The organism is Paenibacillus phyllosphaerae, from assembly GCF_014192105.1.
Taxonomy (GTDB): domain Bacteria; phylum Bacillota; class Bacilli; order Paenibacillales; family Paenibacillaceae; genus Paenibacillus_Z; species Paenibacillus_Z phyllosphaerae.
The window spans coordinates 135,665-162,063 of record NZ_JACHXK010000011.1; the positions used below are offsets into that span (position 1 = coordinate 135,665).

The 26,399-nt window shown below is 57.3% G+C and carries 19 protein-coding genes, 1 pseudogene and 1 riboswitch; of the genes and pseudogenes, 7 read left to right on the forward strand and 13 right to left on the reverse strand.

Going from position 1 to position 26,399, the window contains the following annotated elements:
* Positions 1-33: 33 nt before the first annotated feature.
* The 4 genes from FHS18_RS21410 to FHS18_RS21425 all read right to left on the reverse strand — a co-directional run bounded on the left by FHS18_RS21410 (position 34) and on the right by FHS18_RS21425 (position 3,887).
* Entirely contained in the window at positions 34-591 is a 558-nt protein-coding gene (locus FHS18_RS21410) for an adenylyltransferase/cytidyltransferase family protein (RefSeq protein WP_183602409.1), read from the reverse strand.
* A 40-nt stretch (positions 592-631) separates the two neighbouring features.
* The gene (locus FHS18_RS21415) at positions 632-2,041 is read right to left on the reverse strand and encodes a nicotinamide phosphoribosyltransferase domain-containing protein (protein WP_183602411.1); all 1,410 of its coding nucleotides are present in this window, start codon (positions 2,039-2,041) and stop codon (positions 632-634) included.
* A gap of 100 nt (positions 2,042-2,141) precedes the next feature.
* Entirely contained in the window at positions 2,142-2,918 is a 777-nt protein-coding gene (locus FHS18_RS21420; RefSeq protein ID WP_409348562.1) for an NUDIX domain-containing protein, read from the reverse strand.
* A 105-nt stretch (positions 2,919-3,023) separates the two neighbouring features.
* Entirely contained in the window at positions 3,024-3,887 is an 864-nt protein-coding gene (locus tag FHS18_RS21425) for a YwqG family protein (protein WP_183602413.1), read from the reverse strand.
* 345 nt (positions 3,888-4,232) lie between these two features.
* Here FHS18_RS21425 and FHS18_RS21430 point away from each other — a divergent pair, with 345 nt between their 5' ends.
* On the forward strand, positions 4,233-4,967 hold the full coding sequence (locus tag FHS18_RS21430) for an MBL fold metallo-hydrolase (RefSeq protein ID WP_246427816.1): 735 nt from the start codon (positions 4,233-4,235) through the stop codon (positions 4,965-4,967).
* Positions 4,968-5,119: 152 nt separating this feature from the next.
* The gene (locus FHS18_RS21435) at positions 5,120-6,514 is read left to right on the forward strand and encodes a hypothetical protein (protein WP_183602414.1); all 1,395 of its coding nucleotides are present in this window, start codon (positions 5,120-5,122) and stop codon (positions 6,512-6,514) included.
* A gap of 70 nt (positions 6,515-6,584) precedes the next feature.
* Here FHS18_RS21435 and FHS18_RS21440 read toward each other — a convergent pair whose 3' ends face one another.
* Positions 6,585-13,532, reverse strand: a complete 6,948-nt coding sequence (locus FHS18_RS21440; protein ID WP_183602416.1) for an Ig-like domain-containing protein — start codon at positions 13,530-13,532, stop codon at positions 6,585-6,587.
* A 437-nt stretch (positions 13,533-13,969) separates the two neighbouring features.
* Here FHS18_RS21440 and FHS18_RS21445 point away from each other — a divergent pair, with 437 nt between their 5' ends.
* On the forward strand, positions 13,970-14,704 hold the full coding sequence (locus tag FHS18_RS21445; protein WP_183602418.1) for a hypothetical protein: 735 nt from the start codon (positions 13,970-13,972) through the stop codon (positions 14,702-14,704).
* An 81-nt stretch (positions 14,705-14,785) separates the two neighbouring features.
* Here FHS18_RS21445 and ssuE read toward each other — a convergent pair whose 3' ends face one another.
* Both ssuE and FHS18_RS21455 read right to left on the reverse strand, forming a co-directional pair.
* Complete coding sequence (gene ssuE, locus FHS18_RS21450) at positions 14,786-15,328, reverse strand: NADPH-dependent FMN reductase (RefSeq protein WP_183602420.1); 543 nt, start codon at positions 15,326-15,328, stop codon at positions 14,786-14,788.
* A gap of 111 nt (positions 15,329-15,439) precedes the next feature.
* Positions 15,440-15,664: an ABC transporter permease family protein gene (locus FHS18_RS21455; protein ID WP_246427817.1), complete on the reverse strand. Its 225-nt coding sequence runs from the start codon at positions 15,662-15,664 to the stop codon at positions 15,440-15,442.
* 11 nt (positions 15,665-15,675) lie between these two features.
* Here FHS18_RS21455 and FHS18_RS21460 point away from each other — a divergent pair, with 11 nt between their 5' ends.
* Complete coding sequence (locus tag FHS18_RS21460; RefSeq protein WP_183602421.1) at positions 15,676-16,341, forward strand: helix-turn-helix transcriptional regulator; 666 nt, start codon at positions 15,676-15,678, stop codon at positions 16,339-16,341.
* A gap of 75 nt (positions 16,342-16,416) precedes the next feature.
* Positions 16,417-17,022, forward strand: a complete 606-nt coding sequence (gene thpR / locus FHS18_RS21465) for an RNA 2',3'-cyclic phosphodiesterase (RefSeq protein WP_183602423.1) — start codon at positions 16,417-16,419, stop codon at positions 17,020-17,022.
* A gap of 89 nt (positions 17,023-17,111) precedes the next feature.
* On the opposite strand, the gene infC is transcribed toward thpR, so the two are convergent.
* Positions 17,112-17,603, reverse strand: a complete 492-nt coding sequence (infC, locus tag FHS18_RS21470; protein WP_183602425.1) for a translation initiation factor IF-3 — start codon at positions 17,601-17,603, stop codon at positions 17,112-17,114.
* A gap of 207 nt (positions 17,604-17,810) precedes the next feature.
* Here infC and trhA point away from each other — a divergent pair, with 207 nt between their 5' ends.
* Complete coding sequence (gene trhA / locus FHS18_RS21475) at positions 17,811-18,458, forward strand: PAQR family membrane homeostasis protein TrhA (protein ID WP_183602427.1); 648 nt, start codon at positions 17,811-17,813, stop codon at positions 18,456-18,458.
* Between the two features lie 72 nt (positions 18,459-18,530).
* Here trhA and FHS18_RS21480 read toward each other — a convergent pair.
* Positions 18,531-18,857: pseudogene (locus FHS18_RS21480) on the reverse strand (ATP-binding protein); the annotation flags it as partial.
* A 266-nt stretch (positions 18,858-19,123) separates the two neighbouring features.
* Positions 19,124-19,223, forward strand: a riboswitch (purine riboswitch).
* 163 nt (positions 19,224-19,386) lie between these two features.
* Here FHS18_RS21480 and FHS18_RS21485 point away from each other — a divergent pair.
* Positions 19,387-20,724, forward strand: coding sequence for a 5'-deoxyadenosine deaminase (locus FHS18_RS21485; protein ID WP_183602429.1), 1,338 nt, complete (start codon positions 19,387-19,389; stop codon positions 20,722-20,724).
* 158 nt (positions 20,725-20,882) lie between these two features.
* On the opposite strand, the gene FHS18_RS21490 is transcribed toward FHS18_RS21485, so the two are convergent.
* The 4 genes from FHS18_RS21490 to FHS18_RS21505 all read right to left on the reverse strand — a co-directional run bounded on the left by FHS18_RS21490 (position 20,883) and on the right by FHS18_RS21505 (position 26,352).
* Positions 20,883-21,374 (reverse strand): hypothetical protein, encoded by a 492-nt coding sequence (locus FHS18_RS21490; protein ID WP_183602430.1) that lies wholly within the window; start codon positions 21,372-21,374, stop codon positions 20,883-20,885.
* 238 nt (positions 21,375-21,612) lie between these two features.
* Positions 21,613-22,377: an SDR family NAD(P)-dependent oxidoreductase gene (locus FHS18_RS21495; protein ID WP_183602432.1), complete on the reverse strand. Its 765-nt coding sequence runs from the start codon at positions 22,375-22,377 to the stop codon at positions 21,613-21,615.
* A 52-nt stretch (positions 22,378-22,429) separates the two neighbouring features.
* Complete coding sequence (locus tag FHS18_RS21500; RefSeq protein WP_183602434.1) at positions 22,430-24,523, reverse strand: methyl-accepting chemotaxis protein; 2,094 nt, start codon at positions 24,521-24,523, stop codon at positions 22,430-22,432.
* Positions 24,524-24,843: 320 nt separating this feature from the next.
* Positions 24,844-26,352: a DHA2 family efflux MFS transporter permease subunit gene (locus FHS18_RS21505; protein WP_183602435.1), complete on the reverse strand. Its 1,509-nt coding sequence runs from the start codon at positions 26,350-26,352 to the stop codon at positions 24,844-24,846.
* Positions 26,353-26,399: the final 47 nt, after the last annotated feature.

Consider the following 26,399-nt stretch of genomic DNA (forward strand, 5'->3'; position numbering starts at 1 on the left):
GACAGGTGCTTTCGATTGGTCCAACCTAGTATATTACGCCTGCTCGAGCTTTATTAAATAATCCCGCTGCCCCGCATACGCCTCATGAAGTGCGGGGTGCACATGCGCCTGCCAGTCGTAAGGCTCCTGCCCTGTAATCGCACGGCGGATGCGCGTCGCGCTCACCGCCTCTTCCGGGCGCGGTACGATCAATCTGCCGACTTCCTGCACCAGCTCCCGCATGAACCAGGCATCGCGTCCCGATTCCTCCCCTTCGACGATAAGATCGAGGGCGGGCCATTCCTGCGCCGCTCCATAGTGCCGGACAGCCTGCAGCAGATAGGCGCCCCATTCGAAGCTGTGATCCCCCTCATTCGTGTAATCCGGCAGCAGCAGCGTATGAATGCGGTCTCCGTACCGCTGGCGGAGCCAGCTCTCGCGCAGCTTGGCGGAGAACGGATTGCGCTTCGTCCCGCTCGCCTGCGCCGAGCCGACGACGACCAGCACATGCTCGCACAGCGCGAGCGCCGACTCGATCAGCCGCGCATGGCCTTCGTGGACGAACTGGAACCGGCCGATGAGAAAGCCGAACCGGAATGCTTTTTCCGTCATCGATATCCCTCCCTGTCGTGCGGCCTTACTTGCGGCCTATTTATCCTTGGACATCGTATTGCTTCGAAATATCCGCTATCTTACGTTGTATGGCAGGAGCTAGACGAATGTGCGATTGAGCCGTGGTTTGCTCGCGCATCCGTTCTCTCGTCGCCATCCATTGCTCGGGTCCCGCAGGCAGTAAGACCGGTTCCCCTACGCCGTCAAAAGCATAAATCGTCTCATAGCAGCCGCCTTCGGCCATCGCTTCAGCCGCTTGAACGATCAGCTCGCCCGCTTCGTCCCGCTCCAGATCGACGATACCGGGGATGCTGCGCTTGAGGGGCTCCATCGAGAATTTCATCCGGTCCTTGCCGTTGCTGTAGGCGGTCTTCATCGCCCAGCCGAGCGTATCCCGCTCAATATGGCTATAGTAGCCCGAGCCGATGCCGTATGCCACGAAGGTGAGCGGAATCTGCTCCGCCTCGAGCTTGGCGTCATATCGCTTCGCCTGCTCGAAGCTCATCCCCTCGCCGATAATGACGCCGACCCAATCGAGGAGTCCGCCTGCCTCCGCGACCCGGTAGATCGCGATCGCTTGCTCGAGCACGTTGCCGCTGTCCGGACGCATGACGATTCGGACCCCGTGTTCACGCGCCAATTGGCCCAGCTGCGGCAAGTACTCGTTAATGACCCGGTAGGCGTCATACGTATCGATGACCAGCGCCACGATCCGCTCCCCCGCCTGCGCCGTCGAGACGATCGCATGCCGGAAGCAAGCCAGCTCGTCGTCGTACTGCTGCGTTACTTTATGGGCAAGCGCGGCAATGCTGCCGATCGCCGCATAAGGCGTATGCTTCGTCGTATGGAAGTCGTCGGTCCCTTGCAGCGACAGATTCCACGCCGTTCCCGCCCAATAGGCGTCCTCCATGCTGCGGTGTCCGCGGAAGCCGAAGCTGTGGAAGCGCCACAGGAACGCGTCATCGTAGCCGTGCTCTTGCTGCTTCCGCTCGAGATAGCGGCGCATATGGAACGCCTCCGTCGCGCAGGCGCTCGGGAAATACGCATGCAGCAGAACGCCCTCCCACCACGTCACCAGCTCGCCGAAGCCCTCCTTGGTATTGCGGATTTGGGCAAAAGGCGTGCCAGCCGGGCACCAGCTGCCCTCCGGCAGCGACTGCACTTCGAGCGGCACGTAGCCGTCGCACTCATCCACGACGCGCATGAACAACTCCGTAGGGAAGGTCAAACCCTGCATCTTCGCGCATTTACCCGCCTCTTCCACATGGGCCTTCGTAATCCGGTGCGAGAGCAAGTGGGTTACGATCTCCCGGAAGCCGTACAGGATCATGCCCGCTTTGCGGTTATAGATGTGGCTGACTTCCCAGTCGGTATTTATTTTCAGCCGGGTATGCGAAAGGTTATAGCTGTCGGTCAGAAGCAGAATGTTGCCGTACAGTTGATTCATCATGGTTATTACCCCCGTTTTCTAATGGTCACATCGACTAATATAAGCTATGCACTTCGTTCATTAATTGTCACATCGACTATTATAATACCTAGAAAAAAGCTCAGAAGATCCCGGAGTTATAAATCGAAATCTTCGGCTCATAGGTCGTAAATTCATACAGCTGCGCCGGACGGTTGGAATTGCGGTCGGTCGTCAGCGGCTTCCCGTCTGCGCCGAATACCTCGCGGATCAATCCGCTGCGCGTCTTCGTCGTGAGCAGGTTGCGCTTGAAGTTCGCGATATCTTCCTCGAACGCGGGCACGACCGTCTGGATGATCTGATACAGTTCGCGGATCGTGAACGACTTCGGCAGGAACTCCCTTGCAATCGTCGTGGTCATCATCTGATGCCGGATATGGGTAAGCGAGTCGCGCAGCAGCTCATTATGGTCGAAGGCCAGCGGCAATGCGAGCGCGTCTTCGAGGTCGAACAATTGGGCTTCATCGGCATCCGAATCGGCGGTCAGACCAAGCAGCAGACTCTCGTTCACCAGTGCGCAATAGAGCACGGACGGCATCCAGCCGCGCGGATCGCGTCCCGGGTAGTAAACCGTCTTCACCTGTTCGATCCGAACGTCCTCGCCAATGTTGGTCTCTTCCTTCAGTTCGCGGTAGGCCGCCTCCGCCAGCGTCTCGGTCTCCTTCGAGAATCCGCCCGGCAGCGCCCAGTATCCGGGATAGGCCGCGGATTGCTCGCTTCGCTTCACTAGCAGCACGCCTAACTTGCGTTCGGCCAGCGTCTTGTAACTGCCCGGCTTGGCGTGGGACGTAATCGTGAAGATCGCGATATCGACGGGCAATCCGTCGGGCGTTCGGTATTTCTTGGTTGAAGTTGTCATCTGCATGACCTCCTTGTTGTTTCCAAGTATAACCGGGTATCTCTATATAGTCAATATGACTTTATAAAAAAGAATGAGCGGCATGTACGACTGCCGCTCGAGTCATTAGGTGCACTGCTGGATAACCCATACGTGATCGAAGTTCCTCGCCGCCAAATCTTGCTCCCGAATCCAGAAATAGAGGCGGCCGTCGATTCCCCAGATCGTGCCGATCCCCTCTTCGGAATCGACCTGCAGCAGCAGTTTCCAGTCGCTGCTGCCTGGCGCTAATTCAGCTGCGCGAGCGTCATCGTACCCGTCCGAAGTGCCGCAGTAGATCCCGTTCGTTACAAGCTGGCATTCCAGCTGCATCGCATTCTGAATCGTATCTGGATGACCGAACATGCGATGGATGAGCGTCTCATCTTTGGATCCCGCAATCTGATCCGTAAGCTCCCAGTAGAGTTCGTCTTCATCCACATTCAGATCCAGCTGTACGACCTCAATCGTATCGATTGAAGGGAAAGTCGTATCTAGCTGGGAGGATAGCCGCATGGCACCGAAATTGCCTTGCTCAGACAGTTCCTCCGGCTCCGGAAGCCGCTGCAACTGAAGGCCGGGTTCTGAATAGATGACCTTGAATCGGCCTTTATCCTGCGGATCGAACCCCCATGGCTGCTCCAATGCATCGTAGAAGAACGACAGAAAGCCCTCCCTAGGCAGCCTTTGGGCCGGTTCATATGGCTGCACGTCCGCCAAGTTGAGCTGCGCAATCAAATTCAGCGGCCTGCCCCCGTACGTCGGCCACTCCACGCCGACCGGCAAGTCCGGACAGCCGCCCAGCTTGGAGCTGCCGATCCCGATTTCATCATCCGGGCATGGCTCCGAGTTCAGGCGAACGGAATCGGCCAACAGCTCGATAAGGCTCTGCTTCACCCGATCCAAGCCGCTGTCGGTAATAAGTTCTACTATGCGCTCACGTTGATTCATTTTATTTTCCCCCAACTCGTTTTGTTTCTTAGGTACCGCGGAGCTTTTCTTACGTGCAACACTTCCGGTAATTCTCCTAAAGTGAACCATCGTAGAATCTCGTTCCCCCACCTGTCTAGATCCCTTCTTGAGCCTGCTAGACTACCTGTCCCATTCTACCATTATACTGTTTGAGACCCCCTGTTCTTCCATCTAATCCCACCACCAATTTGGCACTCACAAACTTATGTATTGACAAATTAATGATTATGTGATATAATAAATATTTTTGTTTACAAACAAGCCTCAACCGCGCTATCCTAGAGCTGAGTTTTCCACCCCATCACTCATGGAGGCGATTCTACCATGCAAGCTACCCACCGTCTAACGATGCTGACGCTTACGGCCCACCTGCTCGGCGAGGAACGCACCATTCATCCGGTTCTATTGCAGGATCAGCATGGCGCCGTGCTGATCGATGCCGGTTATCCCGGCCAGCTGCCGCTGCTGACTTCAGCGCTTCAGGGAGCGAATGCCGCCCTCACTAATCTGACAACTATCATCGTTACCCACCAAGACATTGACCATATTGGCGGGCTTCCTGAACTGCTGCAAGCCGTATCCCATCCGGTAGAGGTGCTGGCCCACGAGCTGGAGAAGCCCTTCATCCAAGGCGAGCAGCGTCTGCTCAAATTCAGCGGCGAGGCCATGGCGCAGCTGGACAGCTGGCCGCCTGCCCTCAGCGCGCCGCTGAAGCGCCTCATCGAGAACCCGCCGAAGGCACAAGTAACCGGCCTCCTGCACGATCTAGACACCCTTCCTTACGCCGGCGGCCTTACCGTCATCGCCACTCCCGGCCATACGCCCGGACATCTCAGTCTCTACCACCCCGCGACCAAAACATTGATTGCCGCCGATGCGCTCGTCGTGGAGGACGGCGAGCTGCAGATTTCATCGCAGGCCCTATGCGCCGACTATGCCGAAGCGGTACAATCCGTCCGCAAACTGGCTGCCTATGAGATCGAGACGATCCTCTGCTATCATGGCGGCCGCTATGAAGGCGACGCCGCCAAGCGTCTGCGCGAGCTAGCCGCGATCTAGCGGCAACCTGCCCAACCTTCGGGCACCGAGCCTGACCTGGCGATGGCAGCTCAAATCCTTTATTGACAACCTTTTTTCTCCAATGATAGAATGCTAGAAACTAATTCCCACTTTACAAGTCGGAATAATCTCGCATTCAGGAGGCCTGTCTAATGGCTCACTCGTTCCTTCGCTCGAAGAAAGCGCTCGCCGCGACCCTTTCCCTATCCCTGCTCGCCGCAATTCCCGCGCCGGCACTGGCCGCGGCCGCACCGGCAGCCGTCGCCGCTCAGGCTAACCAGTCGACCGCTGCGGCATCGACCGAGAATTACGCGCTGTTCCTGAGCAGCAAGCTCGGCATTACGTTCGGCACCGCGCCGACGCGCGGCGCCTTCATCATCGCCATCGCTCAAGCTCTGCAGCTGACGTCCGATAGCGCAGACGCCGTCGCATTCACCGACTTGGCCTCATCCAGCCCGGTCGCTCCGGCTGCCAGCGCGCTCTACAACAAAGGGATCATCCAGTCCAAATCCGTACTGGCTGAGCAGCGGCTATCCGCCCTCCAAGCGGTATTCCTCGCTGTCAAAGCGGCCGAGTTGAAGGAACTGGCCTACACCTATCCCGCCGACAAAGTCGCGGCAGCGCTGAAGCGCGCCAAACTGACTGCCACCCAGCTCGGATCGCTCACCGCCGCCCAAGAGATCGCCGCGGCGATCGACACCGGATTGGTCGAGCCGGCCGACTACGGCCAGCTGACTCCGGGAGCGCCGGCTTCGGCAGGATTCGCCGCCAAACTGCTCGGCCGCGTGCTCGAGACGCAAGGCTTGTATAAGCACTATATCGGCGAGACGAGCGACTTCGACATTTACGCCAAGCTGACCGATGCTTACCGCACTTCGGACATTATTGACGGCGGCGAGTTGGAGTCCGTCGTAGACGGCGCGCTGCAGCAGGGGTTGGTCACCGGCTACAACCTGAAGGACAGCCGCTATGACGCCAATTTCGTCGATTCGCTGGCCATTACCTACGGCCATTCCGACCTCAAGCATGCCATCCAGCTGATCGGCCTGCTGCGCAGCGAAGGCATTCACGCGAAAGTCCAGTTCGAGCCGAAAACCTCGGCGTTCGTCCATCTGATCGAATGGGGCGAGCCGGAACCGTCGTCCGACTATCAGTACAAGAAGCTCGATAACGGCAACTACATCGCCTCGGCGAAAGAATACGATATCGCCTTCGAGTTCGATTCCGCCGCAGACAAGGCGCGGTTCCAGCCGGTCATCCTCCAGTATGCGAAGAAGAACAGCGAGGATGTGCAAGGGCTGATCAGCGGTTCCTGGTGGCAGCCGCTCTACTACTCCAATACGGAGCTGGCGGATTACGATATCATCACGAACAACAAGCTGATCGGCAGCGGCTCCGTGTACGCCCAGTCCTTCTCGCTGACCAAGGATGCCGAGGCAGTCTCCGAAGGCTTCAAGAAGCTGAATCCGGACGCGAAGATCGTCTCCTACAACTTCTGGGTCGACCATCCGTTCCACAACTACTTGACCGGTGAGTCGCATCTGTAATCCGGAATGCCCCGCTCCTAACAAAAAAGGCTTGTGAACCGTCTTTACGACGGCGCACAAGCCTTTTTCCTTACCAGGTAGGAACGTCCACATACTTGCTGAACGTCTCTACGCCATTCTCATCAATCGTGGACTCATGGGAACGCGAGCCCTCTTCAATATCCAGGAACGCCCAATAGCTTTCGGACACGTCCGGCCAAGTCGAGGTCATAACCCCGTTGAGCGGCCCGCGGCCAAGCATGCGGTTCATAATCGTGATCGCTTCGGCGCGCGTCAGCTTGGCATTCGGCGAGAAGGTGCCGTCCGGCATTCCCTTCATGAGGCCCGATTCATACACGGCCGCAATCTCCTTGCTTGCCCAGCTGGAGGCTACGTCCGAGAGCGGCACCGGTTGTCCCGTCGCCGTCAGCCCGCGAAGGCGAGCGATGATGACGGCCATCTCGGCGCGCGTCACTTCTTGCTCCGGCTTGAACAGTCCGCCGTCCACGCCATTCATGATGCCTCTGCGGCGCACGACCTCGATGTAGGTCGCGGCCCAATGTTTGGCCGGTACATCCAAGTACGGCGGGGAAGTTACATCCGGCTTCGACGATTCCAGCAAGCGGGCGATGATCGCCGCCAGCTCCGCACGGCTTAATGAGCGATTCGGTTTGAATTCGCCGTCCTCCGCATAGCCGCGCATATAGCCGAAGTGCGTAACCGTCGTAACTTCAGGCTCAGACGTCTCGACCTCCGGCGTCTCAACTTCCGGCTCAGAAGGCGTTACGATCACCGCTGGCGGAGTAGATTTCTGCATGGTGAAATCATAATGGACGATGCTCGTCCGCACTTTGATAATACCCGCTTCGATCTCGCTGTCCTCGCCCGGTTGAACAGGAACGGTCCGTTTCTCGTCGCGGCTGTCATAAGTTTTATAACCGCTCTTGGTCGCAACGATGTAGTAATCGCCATAAGCGAATACCATCCACGCATAGGAACCCGTCGCGTCCGTCCACTGCGGATTATGGTTATCGTTCGGCGCGAAGCCGAGCAGCTCCGGCAGATTCACCGGCGTATTGGGCGTACGGCCCGCCAATCGGTTATTCGGGGTGTCGGCCCAGTAGAGCACCACTTTGACCCCTTCGATCGCCTTGCCGTCCTTATCCGTTACGATGCCGTACGGGTCAATGAGGCCAAGTTGGAAGGCCATCTCGCCGTCACTGTTGACATGCACTTTCACCCGTTGACCGGCCAGCGTGAGGCCGTCGCTTGTCGTAACCTGCAGCAGAACCTCGTAATCCTTGCCCTTCTCAACGCCGGTAATCTCGAACGTGCCGTCCGGCTTGATCGTGGCTTGAACGGTCGAATCGTTCTCGACAACGGCCTTGAGCTTGACGCCCGATTGACTGTCGTTAAGCGCGGGGATCAGCGTCTCGAGCGATACCGGCGCATTCGTCGCCGGATCGACCGCCATGAAGCGCCCGACCGCTTTCTTGTCCGGTTCGACCGTCTCGCCGGAGCCGTTCAGCGTCTCTACGGCTGCCTCTTGCGTGAATGTCATCGGAACGGGGTAGCCGTTCACTTGAATTTCTGCCTCTACGACAACGGTATACGTATAATTGCCTCGCGGCACGGGAATCGCATAATTGCCATTAGCATCCGTCGTCGCTTCGTACACGTAATCTGTCTTGCCATCATGGTCAAAATCTTCGGTAATGGTTACCTTCGCGCCAGCCAATGGCGCGCCCGTACGAAGATCGACCACCGTGCCTTTAATCATGGCCGGCTGGAACGTAATCTCGATCTGATCGTGCGCCGCGAGATGGCGCGATGTATCGTTAACGTCTGCGCTCACCTGTTTGACAACCTCTACGGTCGAGCTTAAGTTCGGCGACGTCAGCATCACCGATGCTTTGCCGTCTGCATCCGTAATCGCCGATGCGCTGGACAAAGTGCCGGCTTCCGTCGCGAAATCAACGCGGACGCCTGCAATCGGATCTCCGTCTTTGTCGGTCAGTAGCGCCGTCAGCTTCGTCGTGGAGATGCCGTCGCCGACCACGACGGAAGGCACCGCCGTAAGCTTCAGCACCGCTTCGATGCCCACTGCGATCGTCGTGCGATCCACGGCGGTATTGCCCGCTTCGTCCTCTACGTCAGCCTTGAACGTATAATCGCCAGCCGCAAGCTTCTGCGCTTCGGTCAACGTGTAGCTCCACTCGCCGTTAGCCGGCACCGTGAGCGTCGTCAAGGTTACTGCCGCGCTTTCATTCGTACCATATACGCCTAGTGCAAGCGTAACTCCCGGTTCTGCCGTTCCGGATACAACAGGTGTCAGATCCGTCAGCACCTTGCCGGCTGACGGCACCACAATATCGACCGTTGTGCCGTCGTCCACCTTCACCTGGTGGGAGTCCGAAGCGGTATTACCCGCTTCATCCACGACATCTGCGCGGAACGTATGGGCGCCGTCCGCCAAAGCTTGCGCCTCCGTCAACGTATACGTCCAAGTGCCCGCTTGATTGACGGTCAACGTCGTTAACGTCACATTGCCGCTTGCTTTCACCAGACGCAGCGTCAACGTCACGCCCGGCTCCGCCGTACCGGAGACAACCGGCGTGCGATCGCGCAGCCATGCGCCGTCCGCAGGAACTTCAATGTCGACCCGCGTGTCATTATCGACGGTAATATTCGTTGTATCGGAGGCTGTGTTGCCCGCCTCATCCACGACATCCGCCCGGAAGGCATGAGCGCCATCGGCAAGCGATTGTCCCGTCGTCAGGGTGTAGCTCCATTGGCCATCGTTGCCCACCGTTAACGTCGTTAACGTTTCATGGCCGCCCGTCTTCACCAGACTCAGCGTCAAGGATACGCCTGGCTCGGCGATACCGGATACGACCGGCGTACGATCCTTCGTGATCAGTCCCTCGCTCGGCACTTGAATCGTAACCGATGTTGCATTGTCTACGGTAAGACGCGTTTGATCGGAAGCCGTGTTGCCCGCTTCATCCACGACAGACGCCTTGAAGGTGTATGTCCCGTCGTCAAGCTTCTGCGCTTCGGTCAACGTGTAGCTCCATTCGCCGCCCGCGCCGACCGTTAATGTCGTTAACGTTGTCGTGCCACCGCTATCCGTTACGGTTAGCGTCAACGTTGCGCCCGACTCTGCCGTGCCCGACACCGTCGGGGTAGCATCCTTTTGCACCGAGTTGTCAGCCGGCACTTGAATCTTCACAGTCGTACCCATATCCACTTGGATTGATGTCGTGTCCGATGCGGCATTGCCCGCTTCATCCTCTACATCCGCCTGGAAGGTATGAGGGCCGTCCGCCAAGGTTTGCCCCGCTGTCAGGGTATAACTCCATTTGCCATCATTGCCGACCGTTAAGGTCGTTAAGGTTTCGAGCCCGCCCGCCTTCACTAAGCTAAGCGTCAGTTCCACCCCTGGCTCAGCAACGCCGGATACGACCGGTGTGGCGTCTTTGGTTACGAGACCATCCGCCGGCACCTGAATCGTAACGATCGTTCCATTGTCCACCGTAATCGTCGACGTATCGGATGCCGTATTACCCGCTTCATCCTCTACAACTGCCTTCAGGATATGATCTCCATCGGCCAGTTCCTGCCCGCTAGTCAGCGTATAGCTCCACTTGCCGTCATTGCCGATCGTCAGCGTCGTCAGCACTTCATCGCCGCCTGCCTTCACCAGGCTGAGCGTAAGCGTCACGCCTGGCTCGGCCGTACCCGATACAACTGGCGTACAATCCTTCGTTATCGTGCCGTCGACAGGCTCTTGAATCATGACGGACGTGCTGTTATCGATTGTAATGTTCGTCGTGTCATTTGCCGTATTACCCGCTTCGTCCACCACATCGGCGCGGAACACATGGTCGCCGTCCGCTAATTGTTGCGCGGTAGTCAATGTGTAGCTCCACTTGCCGTCATTGCCGACCGTTAGTGTCGTTAACGTTTCATTGCCGCCCGCCTTCATCAGGCTGAGCGTAAGCGTGACGCCCGGCTCGGCCGTGCCGGATACTACCGGCGTGCGATCCTTCGTTACCGTGCCAGCTGCCGGGACTTGAATCGTCACGAACGTGCTGTCATCGATCGTCATGCTCGCCGTGTCGTTTGCCGTATTGCCTGCCGCGTCCACGACATCGGCGCGGAACGTGTAAGCGCCGTTTGCCAGCGCTTGACTGGCCGTCAACGTATAACTCCAGTTGCCGTCCTGCGCGACGGTTAGGGTCGTTAACGACTCATTGCCGCTTGCTTTCACTAGACTGAGCGTCAGCGTCACGCCGGGTTCAGCCGTACCGGATACTGCCGGCGTCGAATCATTCGTCACAGCCCCATTCGCCGGTACAACGATGTCCACGGCCGTCGAATCATCGACCTTAACCGGCGTGCTGTCCGAAGCCGTATTGCCGATTGCATCCTCTGCTTCCGCCTTGAACGTATGCGCTCCCTCCGTCAACGCTTGCGCATCGGTAAGCGTGTAGCTCCACGTACCGCCCGGACCGACGGTTAATGTCGTTAATGTCCGCGTGCCTTGATCGTCCGTCACCGTTAACGTGAGCGTCGCGCCCGGCTCGGCTGTCCCCGAGACATCAGGCGTACGGTCCCTGAGCACCGCATTGTCGCTAGGCGAATCAATCGTAACGTACGTGCTGTTATCGACGGTAATGACCGTGCTGTCCGAGTCTTGGTTGCCGGCCCCGTCCGTTACATTCGCCTGGAAGGTAAACGTTCCCGCCCCAAGCTGCTGCTGCGGGGTCAGCGTGTAGCTCCAGTTGCCGCTGGCATCGACGGTGAAGCTGGTCAGCGTCTGCGTTCCGTTGCTTCCCGATACGGTCAAAGTCAATGTGGCGCCGGGTTCGGCAGTTCCCGAGACTGAAGCCGGTCCAGTCTGCACGGTCGTGCCGGTGCTTGGCGACTGGATCGTCACATAGGTAGAAGCATCAACGGTAAGGTCTATCGAATCATTCACCGTACCGCTGCCGCCCGTCACCTCCGCTTCGAATATATAATCGCCGTCCGCCAGCTCCTTCGAAGCCGGCACCGTAAAGCTCCAATTGCCCGATCCATTCGCCGTGGCCGTCCCTAGGGTCACGCCGTCGGCGATTATCGTCACCGTAGCATTCGTATCAGACGTTCCGGTCAATGTCGGTTGGCCTGTATTGACCGTCGCCCCATCCGCCGGCGTAAGGATGTCCACCTTCGTGCGGTAGCCGTACCCGAACGATGGGATGGTCACAGGGGTCGCCGCGGACACCGTTACCGTCCGGCTCGTCTGCCCGGAGGTTTCCTGAAGCCCCGCAAGCGTACTACTGGACGCTTCATCGACGGCAACCGTTACTTGCCCTTTGACGACAGGCGCCAAATACGCTCCCGAAGCATCGGTCGTTACGGTACGGATCCCGGCTGCGTCGGTGATCGAAAGCGTAGCGCCCGGAATGCCGTTCTCGCCAGTATCCTTGTTCCCGTCAAAATCCGCATCATTGTAGACCTGACCCGTCACCGAGCCGTCCGTGATGTAGAAGGTCACATTCGTCGTCGGTCCGGGGTAATACGTCCACGTATCCATCGCGCGATCATTGCCGAAGTTATTGCTGAACCCGCGTCTGCCGGTGGAGGTGCTGTCCAGGCCATCGCTCGCATTGCGCGGGTTCGTCTCGCCCGTCACGCTTGGGATATCAATGACGGTGCCGCTCGAGGTCGTGAAGCTTTCGTCGTTATAGTAGACCATGCCGGTACTGCCCATCGGCAGCGCCGGCGGTGCATTGAGCCGCATAATCTTAATCCCGCTTGCCGCATTCTCGACATCCAGCAACGGGAAGTGATACTCGCCGCCCTTGACCATCAGTTGGGCGGTGTAAGCCCCTTCCGGCATCTGGACGCCGGAACGGTTCTTTCCGTCCCATGTAACGACGTTCAATCCGGCTTGCCCGGCGCTCTCGATGACCGTATCGGTCTTCACGTTGTAGATGTTATCGTGATTATCATCGATAATGAGCTGGTACGAGGAACGTTTGCCGAGCGTGAAAGAGAACGTGCCTCCCGCGCCTGTCTTGGTCACGGGCCCCAGTCCGTTCGGATCGGTAAATCCGAAGTTCGTAGGCGCGAGCAGCGCCTCCGGCGTCCGCAGGATATCGCTCGGCAAGTCCGCCGACGGCTCGTTGAAGAAGACGCGGTGCGTCGCATCCGTACCCGTATCGGCCGCGGTCGGATCCTGTACCGCAACGCTGTTGCCTACCGCCGTCTGAGGCACGGAATGATAAAGCGTTCTGCCGGTAGCTTTGTCGAGATACCCCCGATTGTTCGAGAAGAAGATAAATCCGAACGGATCCATGCCGTTCGTATCCGTCGCGTACAAGAAGCCATCTTTCGTAAGGACATACAACTTGGAATTGATGCCTACGCTATTGGAGCCAACGTTCAGGGCAAGCGAATACGTGTACATCCGCCCCTTCTTGTCACTTCCGTCCGTTCCTCTGACGGTGACGTCCCAGGCTGCAACAGTCGCAGTATCCTGCGTACCGGCCCAGTTTGTCGACGCCGTGATCGCCGTAGGATTATTCCCCGATTCCTTCGTTCCATGGAAGTTGACCGTCCACCAGCCGTCCGTTGCGGCTGTCAGCTGAAGCGGCGTATAGCCTCCCGTATTCGGCGAGGGCCCCGCGCTTTCCTGAGCAACGTTAGCGATATAGCCATTCTTGGCCCCCGTGTTCAGGACGTCCAGCTTGTGGCTTACGCCGGCCGGGTCAATCGCCAGAATATCCTCTCCGCTTATGTACGAGTTGTATACGCTGGAGCCGAGATTAATCGTCTCGCCCTGCTTCGCGTACACATAGAGCACCGTCGTACGCGGAATGCCCAGCGTTCTCCCGCTCGGATACCATTCCAGATGCGGACGATACCCGCCGTTCTGAACCATTTCCTTACTTCCTTCGGCATGCACGCTGCTGCCCGATATGGCCATGAGGACATAGAGCAGCACCGCCCCGAAGACGGCTGTAAGGCGCCGTAGATGACGGCCATTCAAAATCTTTCCCCTCCATAATCGTTTAGTACTAAAAGACTATTAATATACTAAATGATACCAAGTTTAAGACCTCTAGTCTCGAATAAAGTTAAATAATTCTACTTTTAAAGGCTATTTTTGTCGAATATTTGACTAAAAATGGTTGTTAACATCCTACTGAAGAACCACTGGATGAAATTACCCTTCCATCTGCCGTTTTTTGCATCTATCCCGATCGGCCGAGGGGAAGAAACAGGTCCATATGCGCATTTTGAGTAAGTAGGCCCCCCAACCTGCTTGAATCGTTTTACAAAAAGAGCGAGAAGGCGTAAGATCGGAATAGCTGCTTCACACGGTAATCGTACAAATCGCAATCGATTTAAGGATAGCTTGAGGCTGCTGCCGGATCGTCTTGCCGGGCAGCTTCATTGGCAAGGATATAAAGGAGTGCTGGCATCATGATGGAACGAATATCCGGAATAGAATTATTCGGATTCGATATCGGAGGAGAGGGGCAGCCGAAGCGCCGCTTCGGGTTGCTGCGGGTCACATGCGACGGAACCAGCGGCTGGAGCGAATGTTACATGTCCGAAAGCCGCGGCGGCTTCGATTTCATTCGCTGGGCGTATTATCTGCTGGATCTGCGCGGATTGACGGCCGCCGAGATAAAGGAACAGGCGCTGCGCAACCGTGCGGCATGGGGCGAGGTCAAATCGGATCTTATTCTGGATGCGCTGCATGATCTGGAAGCTCGGCAGCTGCGCTTGCCTGGCCTGCCGCTCACCTCTGTGCCATCCGTCCAGCCACGTAATCTGCTGGCAGCCGGTGTTGATCGGCCATCGCCGATCCGCGTCCAGCTCGGCACTTCGGCCCTAGCAGCTTCGCCAGTCACCGCTGCCGAACTGCAAGAGGACGCATACCCGCAAGTGGCGACCGGCTTGATGAAACTCCTTCAAGCGGTCCATACGGAATACTTGAACGGCGGCACGCCGGTCATCGATCCCGGCCAGTTGATCGGCCCCGGCCGAACGGCGCTGCAGCTGTGCAGCAGCCATCTTGGCGGCTGTCTGGTCGAAGACGGCGTGAATTGGCCGACTCCCATCGGATCCCTACAGTCGCCCTATGGCACAGGGTTCGAAGCGAATCCGGATGTTCTTATTCACGAATCGCGCGCCTACTTCTCTGTCCTATAACGCATACCAAAAAAACCTCCGCGTTTCACAGACAACCTGTGAGACGCGGAGGTTTTTGGTATAGGTATGATGGCGCTTCGCTTACTTCGCGGCGAAAAGATTGACTGCCTGCACGAACGAGGCTACCGCAGCGTCCAGACGCGCAGCCAGCTCTTCGGCCACTTCGAACGATCCGTCTTCCTTCTTCGCTACTTGCGTGTCGACCGCGAATACGCCGGACTCGATATGGCGGGTATACAGCGCCGACAGGACCGGCTTCAGCGCGTAGTCGATCGTCAGCAAGTGCGCGATCGTACCGCCGATGAAGAGCGGCAGAACGACTTTGCCCTCGAGGCCTTTTTGCGGGAGAAGGTCCAAGAAAGTCTTCAATACGCCCGTGTAAGCGGCCTTATAGACCGGGCTTGCGATAATGACGGCATCGGCTTCGGCGATGATCCGGTTCGCTTCAATAATCGCCGGGCTGTCCCAGCGCGCCAGCACCAGGTCCTCCGCCGGCAGCGACGCAGCGTGCAGATGCGTAATTTCGAAACCTTGGGCGGCCAGCGACTGCTCTACATGGGCGGTAATCCCGTTCAGTCTTGAGACGGCATTCGGGCTTCCGGATAAAATAACGATATTCGGCATAATGCGCACGCTCCATTCTTCAACCATATATTGGGCAAGCTCGAGCTGTTGATTTCAGTATAGAGTTTTCAATTCCTACCCGTCAACTCTGAATTATGCAGCGCCAAAAAGTTACCCTTTCAGCGATCCCGCCAATGCCCCGGTAATGAAGTAACGCTGCAGGAACACGAACATCGCCACGAGCGGCAGCGAAGTCAGCACCGCCCCGCTGAGCAGCACCGGATAGTCCGTCACGTACTCGCCTCTAAACTGCAGCAGCGCAAGCGGCAAGGTCATCTTATCCTTGCCGGTCAAGAGCAGCATCGGGAACAAGAGGTCATTCCAGACGATGACCAACAGGAAGGCAGATGTCGCCGCAAAATACGGCGCGGACAGCGGTAACGCACGAATACTATACGAATCCGGATCGTCCGCTAAGCAAAGCGTTCTTCGCCTTCGACGGCAAGCAGTCGATGCAGCTGCTGGGCAGAATCGGCCTTACGCCGAACCAGCCGCATGCGGCGGGCGCAGCCAGTCAGGAGGCCATCGCGGCGATGCATGAGCTGCGCGCGCGGGCATCGGAACCCGCCCTTTCGGACTTGTCCAGGCTCAACCTGTTCTATCGCCTGTTCGATCTGCTCGCCATGCCTCAGTCGGCTAGCCTCCACGACGGAGCCGATCAGTCGCCTGATCCCGCCTGGCTGCAGCAGGGGCGTGAATATATGGATATCCATTACGCCGAAGGCATTACGATCGAGCATGTCGCCGCGTCCGTCGGCATCGACCGCTCGCATTTTACGAAGACTTTCCGCAAGCGTTACGAAATACCGCCGATGCAGTATATGTTGCAGCTTCGCATGAACGAAGCCCAACTGCTCCTGACCCGGACCGACTATAAGCTCGCCGATATCGCGCGTTCCGTCGGGTATCCCGATCTGTTCTCCTTCTCCAAGGCGTTCAAGAAACGGATCGGCATGCCGCCCCAAGATTATCGGCTGCAAGCCCAAGCGGCCAGCCAGCCCGAACGGTCGTGAGGACGCACGCCCAACATATGGATAACGGAAGTAGGGCATAATACCCCTTAACTAACCTATACGGAGGGCCTCTCTATGACGACTACAGCCTTAACCTACCGCCTCTTCCTTGCCGTTACCTTGGCACCCGACGTGCAAGCCGCCGCAGCGGCGTGGAGCCGCGAGCTCGAACAGAAACTGACGTTCCGCAAATGGGTCCATCCGCACGATCTGCACATTACGCTTCAATTCCTCGGGCCGACGCAGCTCGATCAAGTCGATGCACTGCAGGAAGCTGTCCAGTCGGCAGCCAGCCGGGCAGCTGAAGCCAGCTTCACCTTGACGCTCGGAACACTCGGCACCTTCGGCAGACCGCAGCGGCCTTCCATCCTGTGGGCCGGCATCGGCGGGGACGGCTTCCAGCTCCTGACGCAGCTGCATGCGCAAATCTGCGATGCGACCGCCTCGCTTGGCTTCGAACCGGAGAACCGGGCGTTCCATCCTCATCTGACGCTGGCCCGGGAATATAACAGCGAGGTGCCGCTCGATACCGGACTGCTCAGCCGCCTCAAGCCGCCAACGGATGAGAATGGCAAGCCGTTAAGCTGGCGCGTAGACAACGTGACGCTATACCGAAGTCTCCTCGGCCAGAAGCCGATGTACGATCCGCTGGCATCGTTCCCGATCGGACCACAGACATAGAAGAAAGCCGCCATTCGCTGCTTGTCCGTTCGGGACAAATACAGCGTATGGCGGCTTTTTCATTGTTGCCAGTATTCTAACACTCGCTTCTACTTCGGATTCACTTTGACCGCGACCTGCTTGCCGCTCACCTGAATGCCGGTGTCCTTCGTGCCGAGTGCCGCGAGCTCCTTGCACAGCCGTTCGACCAGCTCGCGACCCTGCTGTCCTTCCTTGCTGTTCGACAGTTTGACGACGAGCTGCACGGCATTGCCCGAGGCGAGCAACTTCTCCGCCTGCGCCCGCTTCGTCTCGTAATCGTGGTCCTCGATCCGCGCGGTGAGCCGGATCTCCTTCACCTTCGCAGGCTGCTCCTTGCGCCGCTGTTCCAGCTTCTCCTTCTGAGCGTCCATCTTCGCCGCGCCTGCGCCGATCAGCTTGCATGGCGGCGGACTGCTCATCAGCGACGTGCAGACCAGGTCCACCTTCAGCTTCTTGGCCAGCGCCAGCGCTTCGTCCCGGGAGACGACGCCCAAGTCCTCGCCGTTCACGCCGGTCAAATGCACTTCGGACGCTTTTATTTTCTCGTTCATGATGATCATACTCGGCTTGCCCTCCCGCTTGCTTGATTGTTCTCCCATTATGTCCGATTTGGCAGGCGTCTGTCGAGCGCCCGCTTTTTTAGGCTCGGACACGCTCCTGTGCTATAATCGAACATAGGATAATTAACGGAACGCGACCCATCCGTTGGGCAAAATTATGCGTTCCCTGTCGGTCACACAAACCAATCCCCAAGGAGTTGATTACCAATGGCCAACACCTATACTTACAGCCGCCGGGAAGAAATCGCCAACGCTATCACGCATGGCATCGGCGCCATCCTTAGCGTCGCCGCACTCGTCCTGCTTATCGTATTCGCAAGCCTGCACGGCACTGCCTGGCATGTCGTCAGCTTCACCATATTCGGCTCGACCATGCTGCTGCTCTACACCGCCTCGACGCTCGTGCACAGCTTCCCCGAAGGCAAGCTCAAGGACCTGTTCGAGATTATGGACCATTCGTCCATCTACCTGTTCATCGCCGGCACCTACACGCCGATTCTGCTGGGCGTGCTGCGCAGCCCGCTCGGTTGGACGCTCTTCGGCCTCGTCTGGGGCATCGCGCTCGTCGGTGTCATCTTCAAGTCGTTCTTCACGAAGCGGTTCCTGTTCACCTCGACCCTGTTCTATATCTTCATGGGCTGGCTGATCGTCTTCGCCTGGAAGCCGCTGACCGCGAGTCTGCCGGCAGGGGGGTTGACGCTGCTCGTCGCCGGAGGGATCAGCTACACGGCCGGCACGATCTTCTACGTCTGGCGAGGTTTCCCGTATCACCACGCCGTCTGGCACACGTTCGTCCTTGCCGGCTCCGTGCTTCATTTCTTCGCGGTGCTGCTGTACGTGCTGCCGCCGCATTAACCGCAACAAGAGGTACTGCAGCCGAAGGCGAGTTGGTCGCGAACGGCATGCAGTACCTCTTTTTTTATACGGCTAGATCGCGTCATGCACCGCCGGCTCTTCGCTCGCCCCCGGCAAATACAACGTGAATCGGCTGCCGCTCCCCTCCCGGCTCTCCAGATGGATATGGCCGCCGAGCAACCAAGCGAACTGCTTGGAGATGGACAAACCGAGTCCTGTGCCGCCATAATTCCGGCTCGTGGAGCCATCCGCCTGATGGAACGCTTCGAAAATAATCGTCTGCTTCTCTTCCGGAATGCCGATGCCGGTATCTTCGACCGCGAAGGCGAACCACTCTCTATCGGACTCCTCCCCGGCCAGTCTCGTCCCGCGGCTGACGGTCAGCCGAATTGTCCCCTGCTCCGTGAATTTGAGCGGAACGTGCTGATGAAGCTATCGATTCCGCGCAACAGCCTGGCCCGCCCTCTCTCTACTCTGCCCCATATTATACCCATTTCTGAAGTAGGAGAGGATCCGAATCGACAAATCAGGAGGGAATGTCAGTTAATGTGCCTCAATTTCCTACAGAAAATGAGGATCACTCTAGCTCACACGAGGTGTATGGTATTTTTCATTACATTATATTGACATCAACAAGGAACCGAGTTTATGCTAAATACAGTCAATCGAACTGAATATTCTGTTTTCGTATAACCTTAATGATCGGATTAAGGGTCTCTACTTAGAAACCGTAAATTTCTAGCTACGAAAAGTATGCCTGTGCAGGTGTATTTTTTCGTAGCTTTTTTGCTGCTTCATCCTCATGATACGCTTGAATTCTTATCCCTAGGCAGCATCGTTATGACAAATCCGCCGCACGGACCAACGTTCGAGAGGTCGCTCGATGAATCGTTCGCGCCGAGCGACCTAACAAAGGAGGAACCTGAAGATGGCCAGTATACTGATTAAGAATGCCGAGATTATTACGATGAATCAGAGCGAGGAGATTATCTACGGAGATATCCTGATCCAGGATGACCGAATCGCGGCCATCGGGCCGGATCTGAACCCCGAGCAGGTGGACCGCGTCATTGACGCGACGAACCGTACGATTATCCCCGGCTTCATCCAGACGCATATCCATCTGTGCCAGACGCTGTTCCGCGGCAAAGGCGACGATCTGGAATTGATGGACTGGCTGCGCAAACGGATCTGGCCGCTCGAAGCCGCCCACGACGAGGAATCGATCTATTATTCCGCGATGCTCGGGATCGGGGAGCTGATTGCCAGCGGCACCACAACCATCGTCGACATGGAGACCGTCCACCATACCGACTCCGCCTTCCATGCAATCGCCCAGAGCGGCATTCGCGCATTGTCCGGCAAGGTGATGATGGACCGCAAGAGCAGCGACACCCCGCTTGCCTTGCAGGAAGAGACCGCCTCGTCCATCCAGGAGAGCGTCGATCTGCTCGAGAAATGGCACGGTCACGACAACGGGCGCATCCAATATGCGTTCTGCCCGCGCTTCGTCATCTCTTGTACGGAGCAGCTGTTGACCGAAGTACGCGACCTGTCGGCCTCCTACCAGGTAAAGGTGCATACGCATGCCTCGGAGAATCGCGGCGAGATCGAAATCGTGCAAGCCGAGACCGGCATGCGCAACGTCGTCTACCTCGACCATATCGGCCTTGCGAACGAGCGGCTCATTCTTGCCCACGCGATCTGGCTCGACGATGAAGAGAAGCGGATTCTGCGCGAGCGCGGCGTCCATGTCAGCCACTGCCCGGGCTCGAACCTGAAGCTGGCTTCCGGCATCGCCGACACGCCCGACCTGCTGCATCAGCATGTGTCGGTCAGCTTAGGCGCAGATGGCGCGCCATGCAACAACAATCTCGACATGTTCAACGAGATGCGGCTCGCCGCGCTCATCCAGAAGCCTGCCCATGGCCCGACTACCATGGATGCCAAGACCGTCTTCCGGATGGCAACGATCGGCGGCGCACGCGCGGTCGGCATGTCCGACCAGATCGGCAGCCTCGAGGTCGGCAAGAAGGCGGATCTCGCGATTCTGAACCTGTACAACTTCCACACGTTCCCGTCCTTCGACGTCGATCCGATCTCGCGGATTGTCTACTCGGCGACGCGCGCCGATGTCGAAACGACCATCATCGACGGGCGCATCGTCATGCAAGGCGGCATTATGGCGACGGTCGACAAGGATATCGTGCTCCGCGAATCCGACCGCTCCATCAAGCGGCTGCTGGCGAAAACCTCAATCAGCTAGACAGGCGCATCCCGCAATAACTTAAGGCAGCCCCGGACACTTATGTCCGGGGCTGCCTTAAGTTGACGCTTATGGCGGGCAAGCAGCAATTACGCTGCTGCCTGCGTTATTTTTCAATCGAACAGATAATCCCGATTTCCGTCAGCACGATCCACGGCTCAGCAGTAGTTCACCCTACAGGTTGCGCCGAGCGGAATGAGCTCCTGCAAGTATCGCTGAAGCAGCTCCTTCTCGATCTCCGTCATCGCCGTTTCGTTCTCCATATCAAAATAAATCGTTCCCGTCGTCAGCTCATACCGGCTAAACGCGATATTCCCGCTTGGCAGCATGCCGTTCACGACCCGTACGATACCGTACTGATCGAGCCCCTTTCGCATGGCCGCCTCGGCCACCAACTCCGGAATATTGTCCCGAACCGGGACTTGGTCGCTTCGCAGATCGGAATACGCTTTCACATGGAAGCAGACATGCGCCAGCAAATAACTCCCGGCGAACCGTTCTAGCCGAGCCTGCTCCTCGGCGGACAAATGCAAATCCTCGTTCCATGCGTAGATATCCGCCCTATTCATGCCGCTCGTACGTACCCGGACATACCTCAAATTTGGATTATGCTGTTTAATCAAATGCTCGGTCAGTAGACGCGTTCCCATAGCTATCCCTCCACACAAAATGTTAACGCTTACAAGAGTGCGGTTAAAACGGATACTTACAATCGCCCTGAGGCGATAGGTCTGGTGCCTGTACAAGTGTCAGTCTCCTTATTAGTGTATGCGGGTCGCAGCAATATTGTAACAAATTTGTGAACAAAATAAGATAGAAAATAAAAAAGCTGCTCCATCGAAGGTTAACTTCGATGGAGCAGCTCGGTTACTTACGCTAACTCTAGCGCTAGATCGTCGGCATGACATTGCCGCCGGACACCGGTATGTACGCTCCCGTAATGAAGCTGGATAGATCCGACGCCAGGAATGCGACCGCATTGGCGATTTCTTGATCCGTCCCTCTGCGTTTCAACGGAACGGTACGCTCATAGCCCTCGCTGTGCTCCGTCCCGTTGTCGCGGTCCCGGTCGCTGATCGTCCACCCCGGCGCGACCTGATTCACCGTAATCTGATGTTCGCCGACCTCGCGGGCGAGCACCCGGTACACCCCGTCCATGCCGCGTTTGCCCGCGACATAAGCGGATTGGTTCGCGAAGTTCTGCATCGCGCACTCGGTGTTAATTCCGATGAACCGCCCGCCTTGTTTGTGCTCGATCATACCCGGGATGAAGGCTTTGGCCAAATAGACGCTCTGCATCACGCACGATTCGAACTGCGAGGTGTAGTCTTCGAGCGGCTGCTCCAACACCGAAGTCCATTGGTATTGAATGACTGCGTTGGCCACGACAATATCGACGGCGCCCAGCGTCTGCTCCACGGTATCCTTCATCGCCGTCACCGACGCCGAATCCGTAATATCCGCCTGCACGATTACCGCCCTGCGGCCGAGCGCGCCGACCTCAAGCCTTAATGCTTCCGCCTTCGCCGCGTTCTGATTGTAATGAATCACGATATCCGCGCCGCATGAAGCGAGCGTACGGACCATGACGCGGCCCAGATCGCCGGTAGCTCCTGTTACGAGTGCTGTCTTGCCGGTCAAATCAAGTTTCATTGGCAGAGTCCCCTTCCATGAACTGGATAGATCCTCACCATTGTACCATAGGCTAAAACTTGAACGACTCCAAAATTCGCTTCAGATCGGTCGACAGTTCCTGCAAATTATCGGCCAGATCAACCAAGTTGCCGCTGACGCTAAGCTGCTCGCTGCCGAGCGAGGCGACCTCTTCGGACGAAGCCGACGACTGCTGCGCAACCGCGCTGACGCCGCTCATCGTCTCCGACAGCTGGTGCTGGGTATGCTCCAGCTCTTGAACCGATTCCGTAACTTCGGACAGTTTGCCAGCCAGCTCGTTCATTCGCAGCTGCACTTTGCCGAAGATCGAATTGGCTTCTTGAACGGATACCGCTTGCTGACGGAACATCGGGTAGACGGCGGACAACGCGTCGACCGTCTCGCCTACCTCGGCCTGTATTTGTTTGGCCATCTGGCTGACGGTCTGAATCGACTGCTTCGATTGCTCCGCCAGCTTGCGGATCTCGTCGGCGACCACCATGAACCCGCGGCCCGCAGCGCCTGCGCGCGAAGCCTCAATCGTCGCATTGAGCGACAGCACGTTCGTCTGCTTCGTAATATCGTTCAGCAGCACGGTAATCTTATCGACTGCCTTCGCGCTATCGCCAAGCTTGCCGACCTTCTCCACGAGGGAACGAGTCAGATCTTCCGTCTCTCCGGTCTGCACGATGAGCGCCTTCATCGCTTCCGTACCACGGCCGCTGGCTTGGCTTACCTCTTCGGCCGACTCGCTCATCTCCGCATTCACGTGAATCGTGCGGACGACCCGTTCCGAGATCATATCCGTCAGCGACTGGCCCCGCTCCGCCTCTACGGCGAGCGTCGTTGCGCCGCCGGCAATCTCCTCGGTAGCCGTCGAGATTTCCTTGGCCGCGCGCGCCGTCATCTTGGAGGCTTCAGCGAGCTCCTGCGCCGTCTCCAACACGCGAACCGCCGAATCGTTCGTCCGGTGAACCAGCGTCGTAATATTCTCCATCATGACGTTGAAGCTCATGCTGAGGCGGCCTATCTCATCCTTGCCGGTAATCGTCGAACGAACCGTCAGATTGCCCCGCTCGCCTTCATTCATGAGCGCCGTCATCTGCATGAGCGGACGCGCCACTTTACGCACGATGAACCAGCCGATCGTGACGGCCAACGCGGCAGCGAGAATAACGGCGATCAGCACCACGTTGAAGATCGTATCCGCCTGCGCGGCCAACTCTTCCGCGCTGAAGCTGCCGACAACCATCCATCCCTCCACGGAGGTTAGCGACGAATACATGACCACCATCTGCTCGCCCTGTACTTTGTCATTGAAGGAACCTGACGCCTCGAGCGTCTCCGGCATCTCCAGATCGGCGTGCTTGCCCACTTCCGTCATCTCCGAGGAGGCGACAATCGACAGATCGTCGCGTATCACCCGCTTCAAGCCGCCCGATTCGCCAAGCTTAACCCCGGCTAACTGTTTGGCCAGCGCTTCGGACTTCATCTCCATCTGAATGACGTACATGCTGTTGCCCGTAAGCGGATCGCTGATCTGCCGGGTCATCGTCACCATCGGCGTTCCGCCGGTCGTCGAGGCGCTCCAGGCCGTCTTGCCTTTGTTCATGACCGCATTGCGGAACCAGGTCTCCCCGGCGACATATTGTACGCTGGAGCTGGCGTTGCCCAGATGCAAGAACTGGTTCCCCTGCAGCGTATATAAGGTTACGCCCGCCATGTCCGGATCGGCGAACAGTCTGGCCTCCAGGCGCTGCGAGAGCAATTGACCCGCCGCTAGTCTCGCCTGATCGTCCGTTGCGCTCAACAGCTCCTTCACCCGCTCATTGATTTCCGTCTCGAGCAGAATCTGAGTGGTGAGCGATTCATACCGCAACAAAGTGGAGTCGATCTTATCGCCCGTGAGAATCATGCTCTGCAGGCTTGCCGCAGAGACGTTATCCTCCAGCATATTCCTGGCGTATGTATACGAAAAAACGCCAACGAGCAGCACAAGCGCGACGATGCTGGCGAAGAACGTCGTGAACAATTTGAACCCGACCGAGTGAAAAAACCGCGGCTTGCCCGTCCAGTCCTTCACTGCCTTGCGGGCATTCGCGTTCTTCCACTTGGAGGCTGCAGCCCGGAACACCGGCTTACTCATCTTGACCCCCTTATCGCCCCAGGTCCTTAGTACCTTAAGACGCTTGCCAACGTCCTTCAATCGCAACTTCAGCCGCACTTCCAGCCACCTCATTCTTCCTGTTTATCCTGAATGTCATTATTGCTTACACAGTATAAAAAATATTAGTAGGTTACTAGATAAATGTCAACCAATGACTATTTATGTCGAAATAAATAGAAACTATGTTGATTATCATCTCGATTCGTTCCTATAAATAAGTTTATAGGTAATGATTTACATTAATTTATCGCAAAAAATAAGCCCCGACTGCGAACGGTCAGGGCTTATTGCCTATAACATTATTTCGCCGGTACCGGCTGACCTTCTTTGTCCGCACCGGTAGCTGCAGCTGTCTTGCCTTCCTCATGCGGCTTCACCTTACGGATGAAGAATGCCAGCACGAGTGCCGCAACCGTGATCCAAGTTGCCACAACGAAGGAATGGTTGATACCGTCGATCGTCGCTTGCTGCACGACCTGCGCCATAGCGGCTTTGTCTGCTTGATCCACTTGGCCTGCAGTCACCAATTCCTTCACGCGGTCAGCCGCATGGTTGGACATGATCGTTACGAGCAAGGCCGTACCTAGCGCACCCGCCACGTTACGCAGGGTCTGCGACATCGCCGAGCCGTGCGCATTGAGGCGCTGCGGCAGCTGGTTCATGCCCGCCGTCTGGATCGGCATCATGAGCATGGACATCCCGAACATGCGGAGCGTGTACATGAAGATCATGTGGGCATACGTCGTATCGGCTGTCAGCTTGCTGAATTCATACGTCGTAATCGTTGTAATGATCAGTCCCACGACAGCAAGCCAGCGAGCGCCGACTTTATCGAAGATAATGCCTGTGATCGGCGACATAATACCCATCAGAATGGCACCTGGCAGGAGCAGCAAGCCGGATTCCAGCGGCGTAAAGCCGCGGATGTTCTGCAGATAGATCGGGAGCAAAATCATGCCGGAGAACATCGCCATCGTGATGATGACGTTAATGACGGTCGTAAGCGAGTACATGCTGTACTTGAATACGCGAATCTCGAGCAGCGGCGTGTCGATAACGAGCTCGCGCCATACGAACAGGATAAGCGAGACCGCGCCGACGACGAGGCATGTGACAACGATCGAGCTGTCCCAGCCGTCTTTGCCGGCATCGGTGAAGCCATACAGCAGACCGCCGAAGCCGAGCGTCGAGAGAATGACACCAAGCGAATCCAACTTCAGTTGGATGTTACGCGTAACGTTCTTCATAGCAACGAAGCCGTAGACCAGAGCGAACAACGTAAGCGGAAGTACGATATAGAACAGGACGCGCCACGAATGGTGCTCCACGACCCAGCCCGACAATGTAGGACCGATAGCCGGCGCGAAGATCATCGCCAGACCCATCATGCCCATCGCTTTACCGCGCTCTTCAACCGGGAAGATGGTAAGGAAGACGACAGACATCAGCGGCATGAGAATACCTGCGCCCGCCGCTTGAATCAGACGGCCGATCAGCAACGTCTCGAAGCCTGGCGCGACCGCGCAGACGATCGTGCCGATGGTGAATAATCCGACTGCCGTAAGGAACAGATTGCGCGTCGGGAATTTGGCGATCAAATAAGCGGTTATCGGGATCAGGACGCCGTTAACCAGCAAATAGCCGTTCGACAGCCATTGTACCGTATTCGCGCTTACTCCCAGGTCGGCCATGATGCTCGGCAACGCGACGTTCAGCAGCGTCTGGGCAAGCAAAGCGACGAATGCCCCGATAAGCAGGGAGGCAACTATAGGTCCCTTACGTAGGGTATTGGATATTGCTTGACTCATGTTGATTCCTCTCTCACTCTCATAGTTATATTGTGGACAAAGACCGT

Excerpts from the sequence above, each read along its gene's own strand:
- FHS18_RS21410 (WP_183602409.1), bottom strand. The coding sequence starts at position 591 with ATGACGGAAAAAGCATTCCGGTTCGGCTTTCTCATCGGCCGGTTCCAG.
- FHS18_RS21415 (WP_183602411.1), bottom strand. The coding sequence starts at position 2,041 with ATGATGAATCAACTGTACGGCAACATTCTGCTTCTGACCGACAGCTAT.
- FHS18_RS21420 (WP_409348562.1), bottom strand. The coding sequence starts at position 2,918 with ATGACAACTTCAACCAAGAAATACCGAACGCCCGACGGATTGCCCGTC.
- FHS18_RS21425 (WP_183602413.1), bottom strand. The coding sequence starts at position 3,887 with ATGAATCAACGTGAGCGCATAGTAGAACTTATTACCGACAGCGGCTTG.
- FHS18_RS21430 (WP_246427816.1), top strand. The coding sequence starts at position 4,233 with ATGCAAGCTACCCACCGTCTAACGATGCTGACGCTTACGGCCCACCTG.
- FHS18_RS21435 (WP_183602414.1), top strand. The coding sequence starts at position 5,120 with ATGGCTCACTCGTTCCTTCGCTCGAAGAAAGCGCTCGCCGCGACCCTT.
- FHS18_RS21445 (WP_183602418.1), top strand. The coding sequence starts at position 13,970 with ATGATGGAACGAATATCCGGAATAGAATTATTCGGATTCGATATCGGA.
- ssuE (WP_183602420.1), bottom strand. The coding sequence starts at position 15,328 with ATGCCGAATATCGTTATTTTATCCGGAAGCCCGAATGCCGTCTCAAGA.
- FHS18_RS21460 (WP_183602421.1), top strand. The coding sequence starts at position 15,676 with ATGTCGCCGCAAAATACGGCGCGGACAGCGGTAACGCACGAATACTAT.
- thpR (WP_183602423.1), top strand. The coding sequence starts at position 16,417 with ATGACGACTACAGCCTTAACCTACCGCCTCTTCCTTGCCGTTACCTTG.
- infC (WP_183602425.1), bottom strand. The coding sequence starts at position 17,603 with ATGATCATCATGAACGAGAAAATAAAAGCGTCCGAAGTGCATTTGACC.
- trhA (WP_183602427.1), top strand. The coding sequence starts at position 17,811 with ATGGCCAACACCTATACTTACAGCCGCCGGGAAGAAATCGCCAACGCT.
- FHS18_RS21485 (WP_183602429.1), top strand. The coding sequence starts at position 19,387 with ATGGCCAGTATACTGATTAAGAATGCCGAGATTATTACGATGAATCAG.
- FHS18_RS21490 (WP_183602430.1), bottom strand. The coding sequence starts at position 21,374 with ATGGGAACGCGTCTACTGACCGAGCATTTGATTAAACAGCATAATCCA.
- FHS18_RS21495 (WP_183602432.1), bottom strand. The coding sequence starts at position 22,377 with ATGAAACTTGATTTGACCGGCAAGACAGCACTCGTAACAGGAGCTACC.
- FHS18_RS21500 (WP_183602434.1), bottom strand. The coding sequence starts at position 24,523 with ATGAGTAAGCCGGTGTTCCGGGCTGCAGCCTCCAAGTGGAAGAACGCG.
- FHS18_RS21505 (WP_183602435.1), bottom strand. The coding sequence starts at position 26,352 with ATGAGTCAAGCAATATCCAATACCCTACGTAAGGGACCTATAGTTGCC.